This is a genomic window from Pseudomonas sp. AC169 (genome assembly GCF_979258515.1).
The window spans coordinates 6703868-6719572 of record NZ_OZ409866.1 but is presented as its reverse complement, the minus strand read 5'-3'; the positions used below and the strand labels follow the sequence as shown (position 1 = coordinate 6719572).

General features: G+C 59.8%; 12 protein-coding genes. 4 read left to right on the top strand and 8 right to left on the bottom strand.

Features of this window, described 5'->3' with window-relative positions; all coding sequences use genetic code 11:
• Window positions 1–14: 14 nt before the first annotated feature.
• The 8 genes from fabI to gloB all read right to left on the bottom strand — a co-directional run bounded on the left by fabI (window position 15) and on the right by gloB (window position 10975).
• Window positions 15–809 carry an enoyl-ACP reductase FabI gene (gene fabI / locus ACZZ0G_RS29785; RefSeq protein ID WP_007910591.1) on the bottom strand — a complete coding sequence of 265 codons (795 nt, stop codon included), beginning with the start codon at window positions 807–809 and terminating at the stop codon, window positions 15–17.
• Window positions 810–828: 19 nt separating this feature from the next.
• The gene (locus ACZZ0G_RS29780) at window positions 829–2439 is read right to left on the bottom strand and encodes an ABC transporter ATP-binding protein (protein WP_463558712.1); all 1611 of its coding nucleotides are present in this window, start codon (window positions 2437–2439) and stop codon (window positions 829–831) included.
• Window position 2440: 1 nt separating this feature from the next.
• Entirely contained in the window at window positions 2441–3460 is a 1020-nt protein-coding gene (locus ACZZ0G_RS29775) for an ABC transporter permease (RefSeq protein WP_064587187.1), read from the bottom strand.
• A gap of 1 nt (window position 3461) precedes the next feature.
• A complete protein-coding gene (locus ACZZ0G_RS29770; protein ID WP_016987121.1) occupies window positions 3462–4535 on the bottom strand; it encodes a microcin C ABC transporter permease YejB in 1074 nt (357 codons plus the stop codon).
• A gap of 4 nt (window positions 4536–4539) precedes the next feature.
• Window positions 4540–6381, bottom strand: coding sequence for an extracellular solute-binding protein (locus tag ACZZ0G_RS29765; protein ID WP_463558711.1), 1842 nt, complete (start codon window positions 6379–6381; stop codon window positions 4540–4542).
• Window positions 6378–8210 carry an extracellular solute-binding protein gene (locus ACZZ0G_RS29760; protein ID WP_463558710.1) on the bottom strand — a complete coding sequence of 611 codons (1833 nt, stop codon included), beginning with the start codon at window positions 8208–8210 and terminating at the stop codon, window positions 6378–6380. The genes ACZZ0G_RS29765 and ACZZ0G_RS29760 overlap by 4 nt, the downstream gene beginning before the upstream one ends.
• Before the next feature lie 434 nt (window positions 8211–8644).
• Window positions 8645–10108 (bottom strand): lytic transglycosylase domain-containing protein, encoded by a 1464-nt coding sequence (locus ACZZ0G_RS29755; protein ID WP_463558709.1) that lies wholly within the window; start codon window positions 10106–10108, stop codon window positions 8645–8647.
• A gap of 99 nt (window positions 10109–10207) precedes the next feature.
• Entirely contained in the window at window positions 10208–10975 is a 768-nt protein-coding gene (gloB, locus tag ACZZ0G_RS29750; RefSeq protein ID WP_463558916.1) for a hydroxyacylglutathione hydrolase, read from the bottom strand.
• A 66-nt stretch (window positions 10976–11041) separates the two neighbouring features.
• On the opposite strand from gloB, the gene ACZZ0G_RS29745 reads away from it, so the two are divergent.
• The 4 genes from ACZZ0G_RS29745 (at window position 11042) to ACZZ0G_RS29730 (ending at window position 15703) form a co-directional block, all read left to right on the top strand.
• Entirely contained in the window at window positions 11042–11800 is a 759-nt protein-coding gene (locus ACZZ0G_RS29745; RefSeq protein ID WP_463395838.1) for a class I SAM-dependent methyltransferase, read from the top strand.
• A gap of 91 nt (window positions 11801–11891) precedes the next feature.
• Window positions 11892–12362, top strand: coding sequence for a ribonuclease HI (rnhA, locus tag ACZZ0G_RS29740; RefSeq protein ID WP_007910572.1), 471 nt, complete (start codon window positions 11892–11894; stop codon window positions 12360–12362).
• A gap of 137 nt (window positions 12363–12499) precedes the next feature.
• On the top strand, window positions 12500–13258 hold the full coding sequence (gene dnaQ / locus ACZZ0G_RS29735) for a DNA polymerase III subunit epsilon (protein WP_305442941.1): 759 nt from the start codon (window positions 12500–12502) through the stop codon (window positions 13256–13258).
• A gap of 189 nt (window positions 13259–13447) precedes the next feature.
• The gene (locus ACZZ0G_RS29730; RefSeq protein ID WP_463558708.1) at window positions 13448–15703 is read left to right on the top strand and encodes an Orn/Lys/Arg family decarboxylase; all 2256 of its coding nucleotides are present in this window, start codon (window positions 13448–13450) and stop codon (window positions 15701–15703) included.
• Window positions 15704–15705: the final 2 nt, after the last annotated feature.

Genomic DNA, 15705 nt, shown 5'->3' with positions numbered 1-15705 from the left:
TGGCTAGGCGAAGATCACTCTTCGATGTTGCCCATGGCGGTGGTGTTGAAGCCGCCGTCGACGTACATGATTTCGCCGCTGATGCCCGACGCCAGGTCGGAGCACAGGAAGGCGCCGGCGTTGCCGACTTCGTCGATGGTGACGTTGCGACGCAGCGGGGTTTGCGCTTCGTTGGCGGCCAGCATTTTGCGGAAGTTCTTGATGCCCGAGGCTGCCAGGGTACGGATCGGGCCAGCCGATACGCAGTTGACGCGGGTGCCGTCCGGGCCCAGGGAGCCGGCCAGGTAACGCACGCCAGCTTCCAGCGAAGCCTTGGCCATGCCCATGACGTTGTAGTTCGGCATGGTGCGCTCGGCGCCGAGGTACGACAGAGTCAGCAGGCTGCCGTTGCGGCCTTTCATCATTTCGCGGCCGGCTTTGGCCAGGGCCACGAAGCTGTAGGCGCTGATGTCGTGAGCGATGCGGAAACCGTCACGGGTGGTGGCTTCGGTGAAGTCGCCGTCCAGTTGGTCGCCCGGGGCGAAACCAACGGAGTGGACGATGCAGTCCAGGCCGTCCCACTTCTTGCTCAGTGCTTCGAAGACCTTGGCGATTTCTTCATCGCTGGCCACGTCGCACGGGAAGCACAGCTCAGGGCTCGAACCCCAGCCTTGAGCGAATTCTTCAACACGACCTTTCAGTTTGTCGTTCTGATAAGTGAAGGCAAGCTCAGCGCCCTCGCGATGCATGGCGGCAGCGATGCCGGATGCGATGGACAGCTTGCTGGCGACACCGACGATCAGTACGCGCTTACCGGCGAGAAAACCCATGTGTTGCTCCTCTTTCAGGTTATTGCGCAGTGGCTGGTGCCAAAAAAGCGGCTTCCAGCAACTGCTGTGTATACGGATGTTGGGGGGCGGCAAAAATACTTTGCGCGTCTCCCTGTTCGACCACTTGGCCATGCTTGACCACCATCAACTGGTGGCTCAGCGCTTTGACGACAGCCAAATCATGGCTGATAAACAAATACGTCAGGTTGTACTTGGCTTGCAGTGAACGCAACAGCTCCACCACTTGCCGCTGCACCGTCCGGTCGAGCGCCGAAGTCGGCTCGTCCAGCAGGATCAGCGCCGGTTTCAGCACCAAAGCCCGGGCAATGGCAATTCGCTGCCGTTGCCCACCGGAAAATTCGTGGGGGTAGCGGTGCCGGGTTTCCGGATCCAGACCTACCTCCTTCAATGCCGCAATAATCGCCGCCTGTTGTTCCTCGGCGGTGCCCATCTTGTGAATCCGCAGGCCTTCGCCAACGATGTCGCTGACACACATGCGCGGGCTCAGGCTGCCAAACGGGTCCTGAAACACCACCTGCATCTCCCGACGCAACGGGCGAACCTCGTTCTGCGTCAGGCAGTCTAGCTGCTTGCCTTCAAAGCGGATCGCGCCTTGGCTGCCGATCAGCCGCAAAATCGCCAGACCCAGCGTGGATTTGCCGGAACCGCTTTCCCCCACAATCCCCAGGGTCTGACCCTGCGGCAGGCTGAAATTGATGCCGTCCACTGCCTTGACGTGATCCACCGTGCGTTTGAGCAGGCCTTTCTTGATCGGGAACCAGACTTTCAAGTCCTCGACCTCAAGCAGCGGCGCGCCGATTTTATTGCTTGCCGGGCCGCCGCTGGGCTCCGCGCCGAGCAATTCCCGAGTGTACGGATGCTGTGGCGAACGGAACAGCTCTTCGCACGATGCCTGTTCGACGATGCAACCGCGCTGCATGACACATACACGATGCGCAATTCTTCGCACCAGGTTCAAATCGTGACTGATCAGTAGCAGCGACATACCCAATCTGGCCTGCAATTCCTTGAGCAGATCGAGAATTTTCAGCTGAACGGTCACGTCCAGCGCCGTGGTCGGTTCGTCGGCAATCAGTAGTTCCGGTTCGTTGGCCAAGGCCATGGCGATCATCACCCGCTGACGCTGGCCGCCGGACAATTCGTGGGGCAGGGCCTTGAGGCGCTTGTGCGGCTCAGGGATGCCGACCATCTCCAACAGCTCCAGCGTACGCTTGGTCGCGACTTTGCCGGTCAGGCCTTTGTGGATGCCGAGCACTTCGTTGATCTGCTTCTCGATCGAGTGCAGCGGATTCAGCGAGGTCATCGGCTCCTGAAAGATCATCGCGATACGGTTGCCACGAATGTGGCGGATGGTTTTTTCGCTCAGGCCCAGCAGGTTTTGCCCGGCGTAGTTGATGCTGCCGGCCGGATGGCGGGCCATCGGGTAGGGCAGCAAACGCAAGATCGAATGCGCGGTCACCGATTTGCCCGAGCCGGATTCGCCGACCAGCGCGAGGGTTTCGCCACGCTTGATGTCGAAACTCACGCCTTCAACGACCCGGTGTACGCGCTCGCCGAAACCGAATTCGACGGCGAGGTCGCGCACTTCGATCAGATTGTCCTGATTCATTTCACTTCCTCGGGTCGAAGGCATCGCGAGCGGACTCGCCGATAAACACCAGCAAACTCAACATCAACGCCAGCACGGCGAAGGCACTCATGCCCAGCCACGGCGCTTGCAGGTTGGATTTGCCCTGAGCGACCAGTTCACCCAGCGACGGACTGCCGGCCGGCAAGCCGAAACCGAGGAAGTCCAAAGCGGTGAGGGTGCCGATGGCGCCGGTGAGGATGAACGGCATGAAGGTCATGGTCGAAACCATCGCGTTGGGCAGGATATGGCGGAACATGATCGCGCCATTCTGCATGCCCAACGCCCGCGCTGCGCGCACGTATTCAAGGTTGCGGCCACGGAGGAACTCGGCGCGCACCACGTCGACCAGGCTCATCCACGAGAACAGCAGCATGATCCCCAACAGCCACCAGAAATTCGGCTGGACGAAACTGGCGAGAATGATCAGCAGGTACAGCACCGGCAAACCCGACCAGATCTCCAGAAAGCGCTGCCCGGCCAGATCGACCCAGCCGCCATAGAAGCCCTGCAACGCACCGGCAATCACGCCGATGATCGAACTCAACACGGTCAGCGTCAGCGCGAACAGCACGGAAATGCGGAAGCCGTAAATCACTCGCGCCAATACATCGCGGCCCTGATCGTCAGTACCGAGCAGGTTGTCCGCCGAGGGCGGCGCCGGGGCCGGGACTTTCAGGTCGTAGTTGATGCTCTGGTAGCTGTAGGGAATCGGCGCCCACAACACCCACGCATCCTTGGCCTTGAGCAGTTCGCGGATGTACGGGCTCTTGTAGTTGGCTTCCAGCGGGAATTCGCCGCCAAACGTCGTTTCCGGGTAGCGCTTGATCGCCGGGAAGTACCAGTTGTTGTCGTAATGCACCACCAGCGGCTTGTCGTTGGCAATCAGCTCGGCGCCGAGGCTCAGGCCGAACAGGATCAGAAACAGCCACAGCGACCACCAGCCACGCTTGTTGGCTTTGAACAGTTCGAAGCGACGGCGGTTGAGAGGGGACAGGTTCATCTCAATGCTCCCGGCTTTCGAAGTCGATGCGCGGATCGACCAGGGTGTAGGTGAGGTCGCCGATCAGTTTCACAACCAGCCCGAGCAGGGTGAAGATGAACAGGGTGCCGAACACCACCGGGTAATCGCGATTGATCGCCGCTTCGAAACTCATCAGGCCGAGGCCGTCGAGGGAGAAAATCACTTCCACCAACAAGGAGCCGGTGAAGAAGATGCCGATGAATGCCGACGGGAACCCGGCAATTACCAGCAGCATGGCGTTGCGGAACACGTGGCCGTAGAGCACACGATGGCGGGTCAGGCCTTTGGCCTTGGCGGTGACCACGTACTGTTTGTTGATTTCGTCGAGGAAGCTGTTTTTGGTCAGCAGGGTCATGGTCGCGAAGTTGCCGATCACCAGCGCCGTCACCGGCAGCGCCAAGTGCCAGAAGTAATCGAGGATCTTGCCGCCGAAACTCAGTTCATCGAAGTTGTTCGAGGTCAGCCCGCGCAACGGGAACCAGTCGAGATAACTGCCGCCGGCAAACACCACGATCAGCAGGATCGCAAAGAGGAACGCCGGGATCGCATAGCCGACGATGATCGCCGAACTGGTCCACACATCGAAGTGGCTGCCGTGCCGGGTGGCCTTGGCGATCCCCAGCGGGATCGACACCAGGTACATGATCAGCGTGCTCCACAGCCCCAGCGAGATCGACACCGGCATCTTTTCCTTGATCAGGTCGATGACCTTGGCGTCGCGGAAAAAGCTGTCGCCGAAATCCAGGGTCGCGTAGTTCTTGACCATGATCCACAGGCGTTCCGGGGCCGACTTGTCGAACCCGTACATGTGCTCGATTTCCTTGATCAGCGCCGGATCCAGCCCTTGCGCGCCGCGATAGGACGAACCGGCCACCGACACCTCGGCACCGCCGCCGGCAATGCGGCTGGTTGCGCCTTCGAAGCCTTCGAGCTTGGCGATCATCTGTTCCACCGGGCCGCCGGGCGCAGCCTGGATGATCACGAAGTTGATCAGCAGAATGCCGAACAGGGTCGGGATGATCAGCAGCAGTCGCCGAAAAATATACGCCAGCATCTGATTACTCCGTGCCCGCAGGGTCGGCTTGCAGTTTGGTTTCGACTTCTATCGCAGGTTTCGCGTCAGGCTTGACCCACCAGGTGTTGATGCCGATGTCGTACTTGGGTGAGACCTTCGGGTGGCCGATGTGATTCCAGTAAGCCACGCGCCAAGTCTTGATGTGCCAGTTGGGCACCACGTAAAAGCCCCACTGCAATACGCGATCCAGCGCACGGGCGTGGGCCACCAGACTGATCCGTGAATCGGCATTGATCAGGTTTTCCACCAGTTGATCGACGATCGGATCCTTCAGGCCCATGGTGTTGCGGCTGCTCGCCTTGTCGGCGGCGGCGCTCATCCAGTATTCGCGCTGCTCGTTACCCGGCGAGTTGGACTGCGGGAAACTGCCGACCATCATGTCGAAATCCCGCGAACGCACGCGGTTGATGTATTGCGAAACGTCGACGCGGCGGATTACCAGATCGATGCCGAGGTCGCTGAGGTTGCGCTTGAACGGCAGCAGAACCCGTTCGAATTCGGTCTGCGCGAGCAGGAACTCAATAACCACCGGTTTGCCCGTGGCGTCGACCATTTTATCGTCGACGATCTTCCAGCCGGCCTCTTGCAGCAGTTGATAGGCTTCGCGCTGCTGGGTGCGGATCATGCCGCTGGCGTCGGTCTTGGGGTTTTCGAAGGCTTCGCTGAACACCTGCGCCGGCAGCTTGCTGCGGAACGGGTCGAGGATCGCCAACTGATCAGCATCAGGCAGGCCGGTGGCGGCCATTTCCGAGTTTTCGAAATAGCTGCGGGTGCGGAAGTAGGCTGCGTTGAACAGTTGTTTGTTGGTCCATTCGAAATCGAACAGCAGGCCGAGCGCCTGACGCACGCGCACGTCCTGGAACACCGGGCGACGCAGGTTGAAGACGAAACCCTGCATGCCGGTCGGGTTGCTGTTGGCGATCTGTTCCTTGATCAGGCGTCCCTCGGTGACGGCCGGGATGTTGTAAGCGTTAGCCCAGTTTTTTGCGGTCATTTCCAGCCAGTAATCGAACTGGCCGGCCTTCAAGGCTTCGAGTGCGACGGTGTTGTCGCGGTAGTAATCAGTGGTCATCGTGTCGAAGTTGTAGAAGCCACGGTTGACCGGCAGGTCTTTGCCCCAGTAATCCTTGACCCGCTCGTAACGCACGGAACGCCCGGCCTTCACTTCGGCGACCTTGTATGGGCCGCTGCCGAGCGGAATTTCCAGATTGCCTTTGCTGAAATCGCGATCGGCCCACCAGTGTTTTGGCAGCACCGGCAATTGGCCGAGGATCAGCGGCAGCTCGCGATTATTGGTGTGTTTGAACTTGAACAGCACTTTCAGCGGGTCTTCGGCGATGACTTCGGACACGTCGCTGTAGTAGCCGCGAAACAGTGGCGAACCTTCTTTGGTCAGGGTGTTGAAGCTGAACACCACGTCGTCGGCGCGCACCGGGTGACCGTCATGGAAGCGTGCTTCGGGGCGCAGGTAAAAACGCACCCAGCTATTGTCCGGGGCCTTTTCGATTTTACCGGCGATCAGGCCGTATTCGGTGAACGGCTCGTCGAGACTGTGCTTGGTCAGGGTGTCGTAGATCTGCCCGATGTCATCGGCCGGCACGCCTTTGCTGATAAACGGGTTGAGGCTGTCGAAGCCGCCGAACCCGGCCTGACGGAAGATCCCGCCCTTGGGCGCCTCGGGGTTCACATAATCGAAATGCTTGAAATCGGCGGGGTATTTCGGCGGCTCGTTGTACAGGGTCACGGCGTGTTGCGGGGCGGCAAAGGCCAGCCCGGCGAACAGCAAGCCGCTGGCCTGGACGAGCAGGGCGCGGATAGGGTTCATCGATCTTTCTCCGAAGACTTCAGCCACCACGCGCTCAGGCCCAGGGTGTAGGGCGGCGTGGTGACAAAGGCCAACCGATTGCGGTAGGCCAGACGGTGATAATTGAGGTACCAGTTAGGAATGCTGTAGTGCTGCCAGAGCAGCACGCGGTCGAGCGCCTTGCCGGCGGCGACCTGTTCGTCGCGGGTGCGCGCGGCGAGCAATTGTTCGAGCAGGTGATCGACTACCGGGTTGGCGATGCCCGCGTAATTCTTGCTGCCCTTGACCCCGACCTGACTGGAGTGGAAGTACTGCCACTGCTCAAGGCCCGGGCTGAGGGTCTGGTTGAGCGTCATCGAGATCATGTCGAAATCAAATTGGTCGAGGCGCTGCTTGTACTGCGCCCGATCCACGGTGCGCAGGCGCGCGTCGATGCCAATGCTGTTGAGGTTCTCGATGTAGGGCTGGTAGAGGCGCTCAAGGTTCGGATTGACCAGCAACAGCTCGAACCGCAGCGGTTGGCCGTTAGCGTTTTGCAGGCGCTGACCGTTGAGCTTCCAGCCGGCTTCGGCGAGCAATGCCAAGGCTTTGCGCATGGTTTCCCGGGGAATGCCGCGACCGTCGGTTTTTGGCAGGGTGAACGGCTCGGTGAACAGCTTGGCCGGCAGTTGATCTTTGTACGGCTTGAGCATCAGCCATTCATGTCCGACCGGCAGGCCGGAGGTTGTGAATTCACTGTTGGGGTAGTAACTGGTGGTGCGTTTGTAGGCGTCGCTGAACAGCGCGCGATTGGTCCACTCGAAGTCGAACATCAGACCCAGCGCTTCGCGGGTCTTCACATCGGCGAAGGTGGCGCGGCGGGTGTTCATGAACAGGCCCTGACTCTGGGTCGGGATCTGATGCGGGATCTGTGCCTTGATCACATCGCCACGGCGTATGGCGGGGAAGTTGTAGCCGTTGGCCCAGTTTTTCGCCTGATGTTCGATGTAAATGTCGAACTCGCCAGCCTTGAACGCTTCGAAGGCGACATCGCTGTCGCGGTAGAACTCGACTTCCATGCGATCGAAGTTGTATTTGCCGCGATTGACCGGCAAATCCTTGCCCCAGTAATCCTTGACCCGCTCGAAGATCAACTGCCGGCCCGGCGTCACCGAGGTGATGCGATAGGGACCGCTGCCCAGTGGCGGTTCGAAGGTGGTGGCCTTGAAGTCGCGGCCTTTCCAGTAATGCTGCGGCAGCACCGGCAATTCGCCGAGGCGCAGGATCAACAGCGGATTGCCCGAACGTTTGAGCACGAAGCGGATGCGCTGTTTGTTGAGAATGTCGACCCGCAGCACTTCCTGCAGGGCGGTGCGGTACAGCGGATGGCCGTCCTTGAGCAGCGTTCGATAGGAGAACGCTACGTCGTAGGCGGTGATCGGCGTGCCATCGTGAAAACGCGCCTCGGGACGCAGATTGAACACCACCCAGCTGCGATCTTCGCTGTATTCCACCGATTGCGCGATCAAGCCGTAACTCGACGCGGGCTCGTCACCGGATGGCGAATATTGACCGGTGCCGACCATCAACGGCTCGTTCAGCTCATTGATGCCGTATTGGAGGAAATTCGCTGTAGTGACCGGGCTGGTGCCCTTGAAGGTGTACGGGTTGACCGTATCGAAGGTGCCGAACGCCATCACCCGCAATGTACCGCCCTTGGGCGCTTGCGGGTTGACCCAGTCGAAGTGGGTAAATCTGGCCGGGTACTTGAGCGTGCCGAACTGCGCATAACCGTGACTTTCGGTAATCGTCGCGCTTGCGGTTGAGCTCAAGGCCAGGCTGATCAGGAGCAGGAGGAGGGGACGCTTCAAGTCAGATCCGATCCAGGCGGCTTGGGCTTTGTGGGCCGTACAGTAACAGCTTGTCTGGGCAGGAAAAAGATGGGAGTTAATGCGCGGTTAATCGTTTGCGCGAAGAGCCCCTCACCCTAACCCTCTCCCAGAGGGAGAGGGGACTGACCGAGTTGTTTCTTTGAGCTGCACCGACCTGAACTGTCGAGTCGAGTGCACGTTTTGAAAAGCCCCTCACCCTAGCCCTCTCCCGGAGGGAGAGGGGACTGATTGCGGTGTTTAAGCGAATTGCGTCGACGTGCAATATCGTTGAACTCGGATTTTGAAAAGCCCCGGATCGGCTCCCTTTCCCCTCTACCCCTTGGGGGAGAGGGCTGGGGTGAGGGGGATCGATCTAAAGCGCTCCACAAAATCCGAATCAAAAAAAAGCCCTCGAAATCTCGAGGGCTCTTCTGTCAGTGCGGCTGATAAACCGTGAGCATCTGCCCCGGCTTCAACGCTTTACCCGCACCCGGATTCCAGCGCTTGAGATGCTGCATCTCAACGTTGAAGCGCTTGGCCACGACGTACAGCGTATCGCCACGCTTGACCTTGTACCGAGTCTGCTGCGCGCTGTCGTCCTTGCCTTTGCTCTTGCTGTTGGCCGCAACCACCGTGTTGACCCGGCCGGATTTGCGTGCCGGGGCGCGTTTGGTGGTGTCTTGCATCACCAACGTCTGGCCAACCTTGAGGTTCTTGCCGGTCAGCTTGTTCCAGCGTTGCAGATCCTTGACTTCGACCTTGTTGGCCTTGGCAATGGAACCGAGGTTGTCGCCACGCTTCACACGATAAGCACGCTTGAGCTGCGCTACTTCTGACGGATCCACACCTTCAAACACCGGTTTCAGCGAACGCGGGCTGATCAGCTCGTCAGGTCGCATGGTTTGCAAACTGGCGGTCAGCAATTGCGCCTTCGACGTCGGCACCAGCAGATGCTGAGGGCCGTCGATGGTGGTGCGTTGCTTGAACGCCGGGTTGAGCTGGAACAGTTCGTCTTCGTCGATGTTGACAACCGCGGCGACCTTGGACAAATCCATGCGCTGGTTGATTTCGACGACCTGGAAGTACGGTTCGTTGGCGATCGGGTTGAGGTTGACCCCGTAGGCTTCCGGCGCCAGTACCACTTGCGACAGTGCCAGCAGTTTCGGCACATACGCCTGGGTTTCTGCCGGCAGCGGCAGGTTCCAGTAATCGGTTGGCAGGCCAAGCTTTTCGTTACGCTCGATGGCGCGGCTGACGGTGCCTTCGCCAGCGTTATACGCCGCCAGGGCCAGCAACCAGTCACCGTTGAACATGTCGTGCAGACGGGTCAGGTAGTCCATCGCTGCCGTGGTCGAAGCAGTGATATCGCGACGGCCATCATAGAAGCGGGTCTGACGCAGGTTGAAGTAACGCCCGGTGGATGGAATGAATTGCCACAGACCCACAGCATCGGCCCGGGAATAGGCCATCGGGTTGTAGGCGCTCTCAATCACTGGCAGCAGGGCCAGTTCCAGCGGCATGTTGCGTTCTTCGAGGCGTTCGACGATGTAGTGAATATAGAGACTGCCGCGTTCGCCGGCGTTCTCGAGGAAAGAGGGATTGCTGGCGAACCACAGGCGCTGTTGCTCGATGCGCGGGTTGACGCCGAGGCCTTCCTGCAGCTGAAAGCCCTGGCGCATGCGTTCCCAGATATCCTGGGGAACCTGTGGGCTGGGCTTTTCGGTCAGCCAGATCGGCTTCTGCTTGGCTCGCGCAGCAATGTTCGGCGTATGGGTCGCTTCAGTCTGCGGAGCATGGCTGGAACAGCCCGCCAGCGTGGCGGACACAGCCACCGCGATGGCTTGCACCAGGCGGGTCAATGCGTCTGAATTGACGGACTTACGTATGGATGACGACATTGGCTGGAAGTAAGTTCCGGGCAAAAATGTCGGGCGATTCTAGAAAGCGCACCCCCCTAGGTCAACCATTCAGAATTTTTGTACCAAGGGGCGGGGTACTTAGAACTTATCTTTCCAGGCCCGCAGAGCCGCAAATACCTCACTCGGCGCCCGGTTTTGAGCGCCCGCCCGTTCGTCCACTTTTTGTGTAACTAATGTTTCAGAGGTGCGCAAAAACGGATTGGTGAGCTTTTCCAGGGCCAATGTCGAGGGCAGGGTCATGACGCCGTTCTGCCGCTGTTGAGTAACTTTTTCCAGACGGGCGGCAATGTCCGGGTTCGTCGGTTCGACGGCGGCGGCAAACTTGAGATTGCTCAAAGTGTATTCATGCGTGCAGTAGACCAGCGTATCTTCCGGTAAAGCGGCGAGACGGCTGAGAGAATGGTGCATTTGCTCCGGCGAGCCTTCGAATAAACGCCCGCATCCGGCAGCGAACAGGGTGTCGCCACAGAACAGCAAGCCGTGGTGGTAATAGGCAATGTGGCCCAAGGTGTGACCGGGCACCGCATAGACGTCGAAGTCCCAGCCGAGCACGCTGACCGTGTCGTTATCCTTGAGCGCCACATCGCGCGCCGGGATGCTTTCGCTGGCCGGTCCGTAGACCTTGGCGCCGGTCGCCGCTTTCAGGCGTTCGACGCCGCCAACATGATCATGATGGTGGTGGGTGATCAGAATATCGCTCAGCACCCAGCCTGTATGGGCGGCGAGCCATGCCTGCACTGGCGCGGCATCGCCCGGGTCGACCACCGCGCAGCGCTGGGTGCGGTGATCCTGTAACAACCAGATGTAGTTGTCGGTGAACGCGGGCAGGGCACTGATCTGTATCATCGTCGGAATTCGCCAAGCGGAAAACATTGGCGCATCTTAGTAGTTCCTGGCGCTTTGGAGAATGCGATGAGTGATAAAGCGTTCGCACAGGCTGATCCTGACTGGCTGGCCCTGATCGGTGCAGCCCGTGAATGGCTGTCCGGCCCGCTCGGGCAATTTCTGCTCGACGAGGAGCGGCGCATGCTCGAAGACGAGCTGGGCCGGTTCTTTGGCGGCTATCTGGTGCATTACGGGCCATCGGCGGAAACCCCGCCGGCAGCGCCGCAAGTGCAGCGCAATGTGCGTCTTGGCGCGCCGTTGCCCGGTGTCGAGATTGTCTGCGAAGAGCAGGCCTGGCCGCTGAGCGAGCACGCCGCCGACGTGGTGGTGATGCAGCACGGGCTGGATTTCTGTCTGTCACCCCATGGTTTGCTGCGTGAAGCGGCGAGCAGCGTGCGCCCCGGCGGGCATTTGCTGATCATCGGCATCAACCCTTGGAGCACCTGGGGATTGCGCCATGTTTTCGCCCACGACGCCTTGCGGAAGGCGCGCTGCATCTCGCCTTCGCGGGTCGCCGACTGGCTCAATCTGCTCGGCTTTGCGCTGGAGAAACGCCGCTTCGGGTGCTATCGTCCGCCGCTCGCGTCAGCCAAGTGGCAGGCCCGACTGGCCGGCTGGGAACGCAAGGCCGGTGACTGGCAACTGTCGGGTGGCGGCTTTTATTTACTGGTCGCGCGCAAGATTGTGGTGGGGCTGCGACCGTTGCGTCAGGAACGTCGCGAGCCGATGGGCAAGCTGATTCCGCTGCCAATGGCCAAGGTCAATCGCCGCCGCATTGAACCGTAAACCTTCTTTTATTTGTGGCCGGGCATGTCCCGGCCCGGGCCATCGTCGATCCGTGATCGACGAGGCAGGCATTTATTCTGGATAGAGTGGCATGAGCGAAAGCGTTGAAAGTGTCGACACCGTAGAACTGTTCACTGATGGCGCCTGCAAGGGCAACCCCGGCCCGGGCGGCTGGGGCGCCTTGCTGGTGTGCAAGGGCGTCGAAAAGGAACTGTGGGGCGGCGAAGCCAATACCACTAACAACCGTATGGAACTGCTCGGCGCGATTCGCGGCCTCGAAGCCTTGAAGCGGCCGTGCGAAGTGCTGCTGGTGACCGACTCGCAATACGTGATGAAGGGCATCAACGAATGGATGGCCAACTGGAAGAAGCGCGGCTGGAAAACTGCCGCGAAAGAGCCGGTGAAAAACGCTGATCTGTGGAAAGAACTGGATGAGCAGGTCAACCGCCACAAGGTCACCTGGAAATGGGTGCGTGGGCACATTGGCCATCACGGTAACGAGCGGGCGGACCAGTTGGCTAATCGTGGCGTTGACGAAGTGCGCGGTTACAAGCAGAGCTGATTTCACTTCTGAACCGTGGTGCGGCCATTCGCGAGCAAGCTCGCGAATGGGACACCACGGTCTGACTAAAACACCCCCACCGAGCGTGTTAACATCCGCGTTTTTTGCAAGATCGCCCCGTTGAGAGCTGAACACTGATGGCCACCAGATCCGTTGTACTCGATACCGAAACCACCGGCATGCCGGTGACCGATGGTCACCGGATCATTGAAATCGGCTGTGTCGAACTGATCGGTCGGCGCCTGACGGGCCGGCATTTTCACGTTTACCTGCAACCGGATCGCGAGAGTGATGAAGGCGCCATCGGCGTTCACGGCATCACCAATGAATTCCTGGTCGGCAAGCCGCGCTTTGCCGAAGTCGCTGATGAGTTCTTCGAGTTCATCAAAGGCGCGCAGCTGATCATCCACAACGCGGCGTTCGACGTTGGCTTCATCAACAACGAATTCGCCTTGATGGGTCAGCAGGATCGCGCTGACATCACGCAACACTGTTCGATCCTCGACACCCTGATGATGGCCCGGGAACGTCACCCGGGGCAGCGCAACAGCCTCGATGCATTGTGCAAACGTTATGGTGTCGACAACTCTGGCCGTGAACTGCACGGCGCTTTGCTCGACTCGGAGATTCTCGCCGACGTCTACCTGACCATGACCGGTGGCCAGACGAGTCTGTCGCTGGCGGGTAACGCGTCTGACGGTAATGGCACGGGCGATGGCGCGGACAACTCGGCGACCGAAATTCGTCGTTTGCCTGCGGATCGCCAGCCAGCGCGGATCATTCGCGCGACTGAGGATGAATTGGCGGCGCATCTGGTGCGGCTGGAAATTATTGCCAAGTCTGCCGGTGGGCCGGCGCTGTGGACGCAGATCGCCGAGGCCGACGCTCAAGCCTGAAAGATCAAAAGATCGCAGTCTGCGGCAGCTCCTGCATTGGAATGCAATCCCCTGTAGGAGCTGCCGCAGGCTGCGATCTTTGCTTTTGGCGGCATGAAGCCAAGTGGCCACCCTCGCCACTTTCGCCGCAACCCTCTACCCTGAGTGCATTGGCAGATTCCAATCGGCCGCCTCAGGACACTGAGCCTCATGTACAAAGATTTGAAGTTTCCGGTGTTGATCGTTCATCGCGACATCAAGGCCGACACGGTCGCCGGTGACCGTATCCGTGGCATCGCCCGGGAGTTGGAGCAGGAAGGTTTCAATATCGTTTCGGCCATCGACTACACCGAAGGGCGGTTGGTCGCATCGACCCACCATGGCCTCGCGTGCATGTTGATTGCCGCCGAGGACGCCAGTACGAACTCGCACCTTCTGCAAAACATGGCCGAATTGATCGGTCTGGCACGGGTGCGTGCGCCGGATCTGCCGATCTTCGCCCTCGGCGAGCAAGTCACCCTGGAAAACGCGCCGGCCGATGCCATGGCCGAGCTCAATCAACTGCGCGGCATTCTCTATCTGTTCGAAGACACCGTGCCGTTTCTGGCACGGCAAGTGGCGCGGGCCGCGCGTAAGTATCTGGATGGTTTGTTGCCGCCGTTTTTCAAGGCGCTGGTGCAGCACACCGCCGATTCCAATTATTCATGGCACACCCCCGGCCATGGCGGTGGTGTGGCGTATCACAAGAGTCCGGTGGGGCAGGCGTTTCACCAGTTCTTCGGTGAAAACACTCTGCGTTCGGATTTGTCGGTGTCGGTGCCGGAACTTGGCTCGCTGCTCGATCACACCGGGCCACTCGCCGAAGCGGAAGCGCGTGCGGCGCGCAATTTCGGCGCCGATCACACCTTTTTCGTGATCAATGGCACCTCGACCGCCAACAAGATTGTCTGGCACTCGATGGTCGCTCGCGATGATCTGGTCTTGGTTGATCGCAACTGCCACAAGTCGGTGCTCCACGCGATCATCATGACCGGCGCGATCCCGTTGTACCTGTGCCCGGAGCGCAATGAGCTGGGCATTATCGGCCCGATCCCGTTGAGTGAGTTCAGCCGCGAATCGATTCAGGCGAAGATCGATGCGAGCCCATTGACCAAGGGCCGTGCGCCGAAAGTCAAACTCGCCGTGGTCACCAATTCGACCTACGACGGCCTCTGCTACAACGCCGAGCTGATCAAGCAAAGCCTCGGCAACAGCGTCGAAGTGCTGCATTTCGACGAAGCCTGGTACGCCTATGCGGCGTTTCACGAGTTCTTCGCCGGGCGCTACGGCATGGCCACTTCGCGCAGTGACGATAGTCCGCTGGTGTTCACTACCCATTCCACGCACAAACTGCTCGCCGCGTTCAGTCAGGCATCGATGATCCATGTGCAGGATGGCGGCGCACGGCAACTGGATCGTGACCGCTTCAACGAAGCGTTCATGATGCACATCTCGACATCGCCGCAGTACAGCATCATCGCTTCGCTGGACGTCGCGTCGGCAATGATGGAAGGCCCGGCCGGGCGTTCGCTGTTGCAGGAAACCTTCGACGAAGCCCTGAGTTTCCGCCGTGCGCTGGCCAATCTGCGCCAGCACATTGCCGCTGATGACTGGTGGTTTTCGATCTGGCAGCCGCCGGGTGTCGAGGGCATCGACCGCGTGCGGACCGAAGACTGGTTATTGCAACCGGATGCCGAATGGCACGGCTTTGGCGAGGTGAGCGACGATTACGTGTTGCTCGATCCGATCAAGGTGACACTGGTGATGCCAGGGCTGAATGCCGGCGGCGCGCTGAGCGAGAAGGGCATCCCGGCGGCGGTGGTCAGCAAGTTCCTGTGGGAGCGCGGCTTGGTCGTGGAGAAAACCGGGCTGTATTCGTTCCTGGTGCTGTTCTCCATGGGCATTACCAAAGGCAAATGGAGCACGCTGCTCACCGAATTGCTCGAATTCAAGCGCAGTTACGATGCCAACGTGCGTCTGGAAACCTGCCTGCCGTGTGTGGCACAAGAAGACAATGTGCGTTATCGCGGCATGGGCCTGCGCGATTTGTGCGATCAGTTGCACGCCTGCTATCGCAGTAACGCCACCGCCAAACACCTTAAGCGCATGTACACCGTGCTTCCGGAAATCGCCATGAAACCGGCCCACGCCTACGATCATCTGGTTCGCGGTGAAGTCGAGGCGGTGCCCATCGATGAGCTGGAAGGACGCATTGCTGCAGTGATGCTGGTGCCGTATCCACCGGGGATTCCGCTAATTATGCCCGGCGAACGCTTCACCGAATCAACCCGCTCGATCATCGATTATCTGAAATTCGCTCGCACGTTCGATAGCAGCTTCCCCGGTTTTGTCGCGGATGTGCATGGATTGCAGCACGAAGACGAAGGCAATGGACGGCACTACACCGTCGATTGCGTCAAGGAATGAGG

Bases quoted from the DNA above. Each gene is read 5' to 3' on its own strand.
- fabI (WP_007910591.1), bottom strand. From the start codon at position 809: ATGGGTTTTCTCGCCGGTAAGCGCGTACTGATCGTCGGTGTCGCCAGC.
- ACZZ0G_RS29780 (WP_463558712.1), bottom strand. From the start codon at position 2,439: ATGAATCAGGACAATCTGATCGAAGTGCGCGACCTCGCCGTCGAATTC.
- ACZZ0G_RS29775 (WP_064587187.1), bottom strand. From the start codon at position 3,460: ATGAACCTGTCCCCTCTCAACCGCCGTCGCTTCGAACTGTTCAAAGCC.
- ACZZ0G_RS29770 (WP_016987121.1), bottom strand. From the start codon at position 4,535: ATGCTGGCGTATATTTTTCGGCGACTGCTGCTGATCATCCCGACCCTG.
- ACZZ0G_RS29765 (WP_463558711.1), bottom strand. From the start codon at position 6,381: ATGAACCCTATCCGCGCCCTGCTCGTCCAGGCCAGCGGCTTGCTGTTC.
- ACZZ0G_RS29755 (WP_463558709.1), bottom strand. From the start codon at position 10,108: ATGTCGTCATCCATACGTAAGTCCGTCAATTCAGACGCATTGACCCGC.
- gloB (WP_463558916.1), bottom strand. From the start codon at position 10,975: ATGATACAGATCAGTGCCCTGCCCGCGTTCACCGACAACTACATCTGG.
- ACZZ0G_RS29745 (WP_463395838.1), top strand. From the start codon at position 11,042: ATGAGTGATAAAGCGTTCGCACAGGCTGATCCTGACTGGCTGGCCCTG.
- rnhA (WP_007910572.1), top strand. From the start codon at position 11,892: ATGAGCGAAAGCGTTGAAAGTGTCGACACCGTAGAACTGTTCACTGAT.
- dnaQ (WP_305442941.1), top strand. From the start codon at position 12,500: ATGGCCACCAGATCCGTTGTACTCGATACCGAAACCACCGGCATGCCG.
- ACZZ0G_RS29730 (WP_463558708.1), top strand. From the start codon at position 13,448: ATGTACAAAGATTTGAAGTTTCCGGTGTTGATCGTTCATCGCGACATC.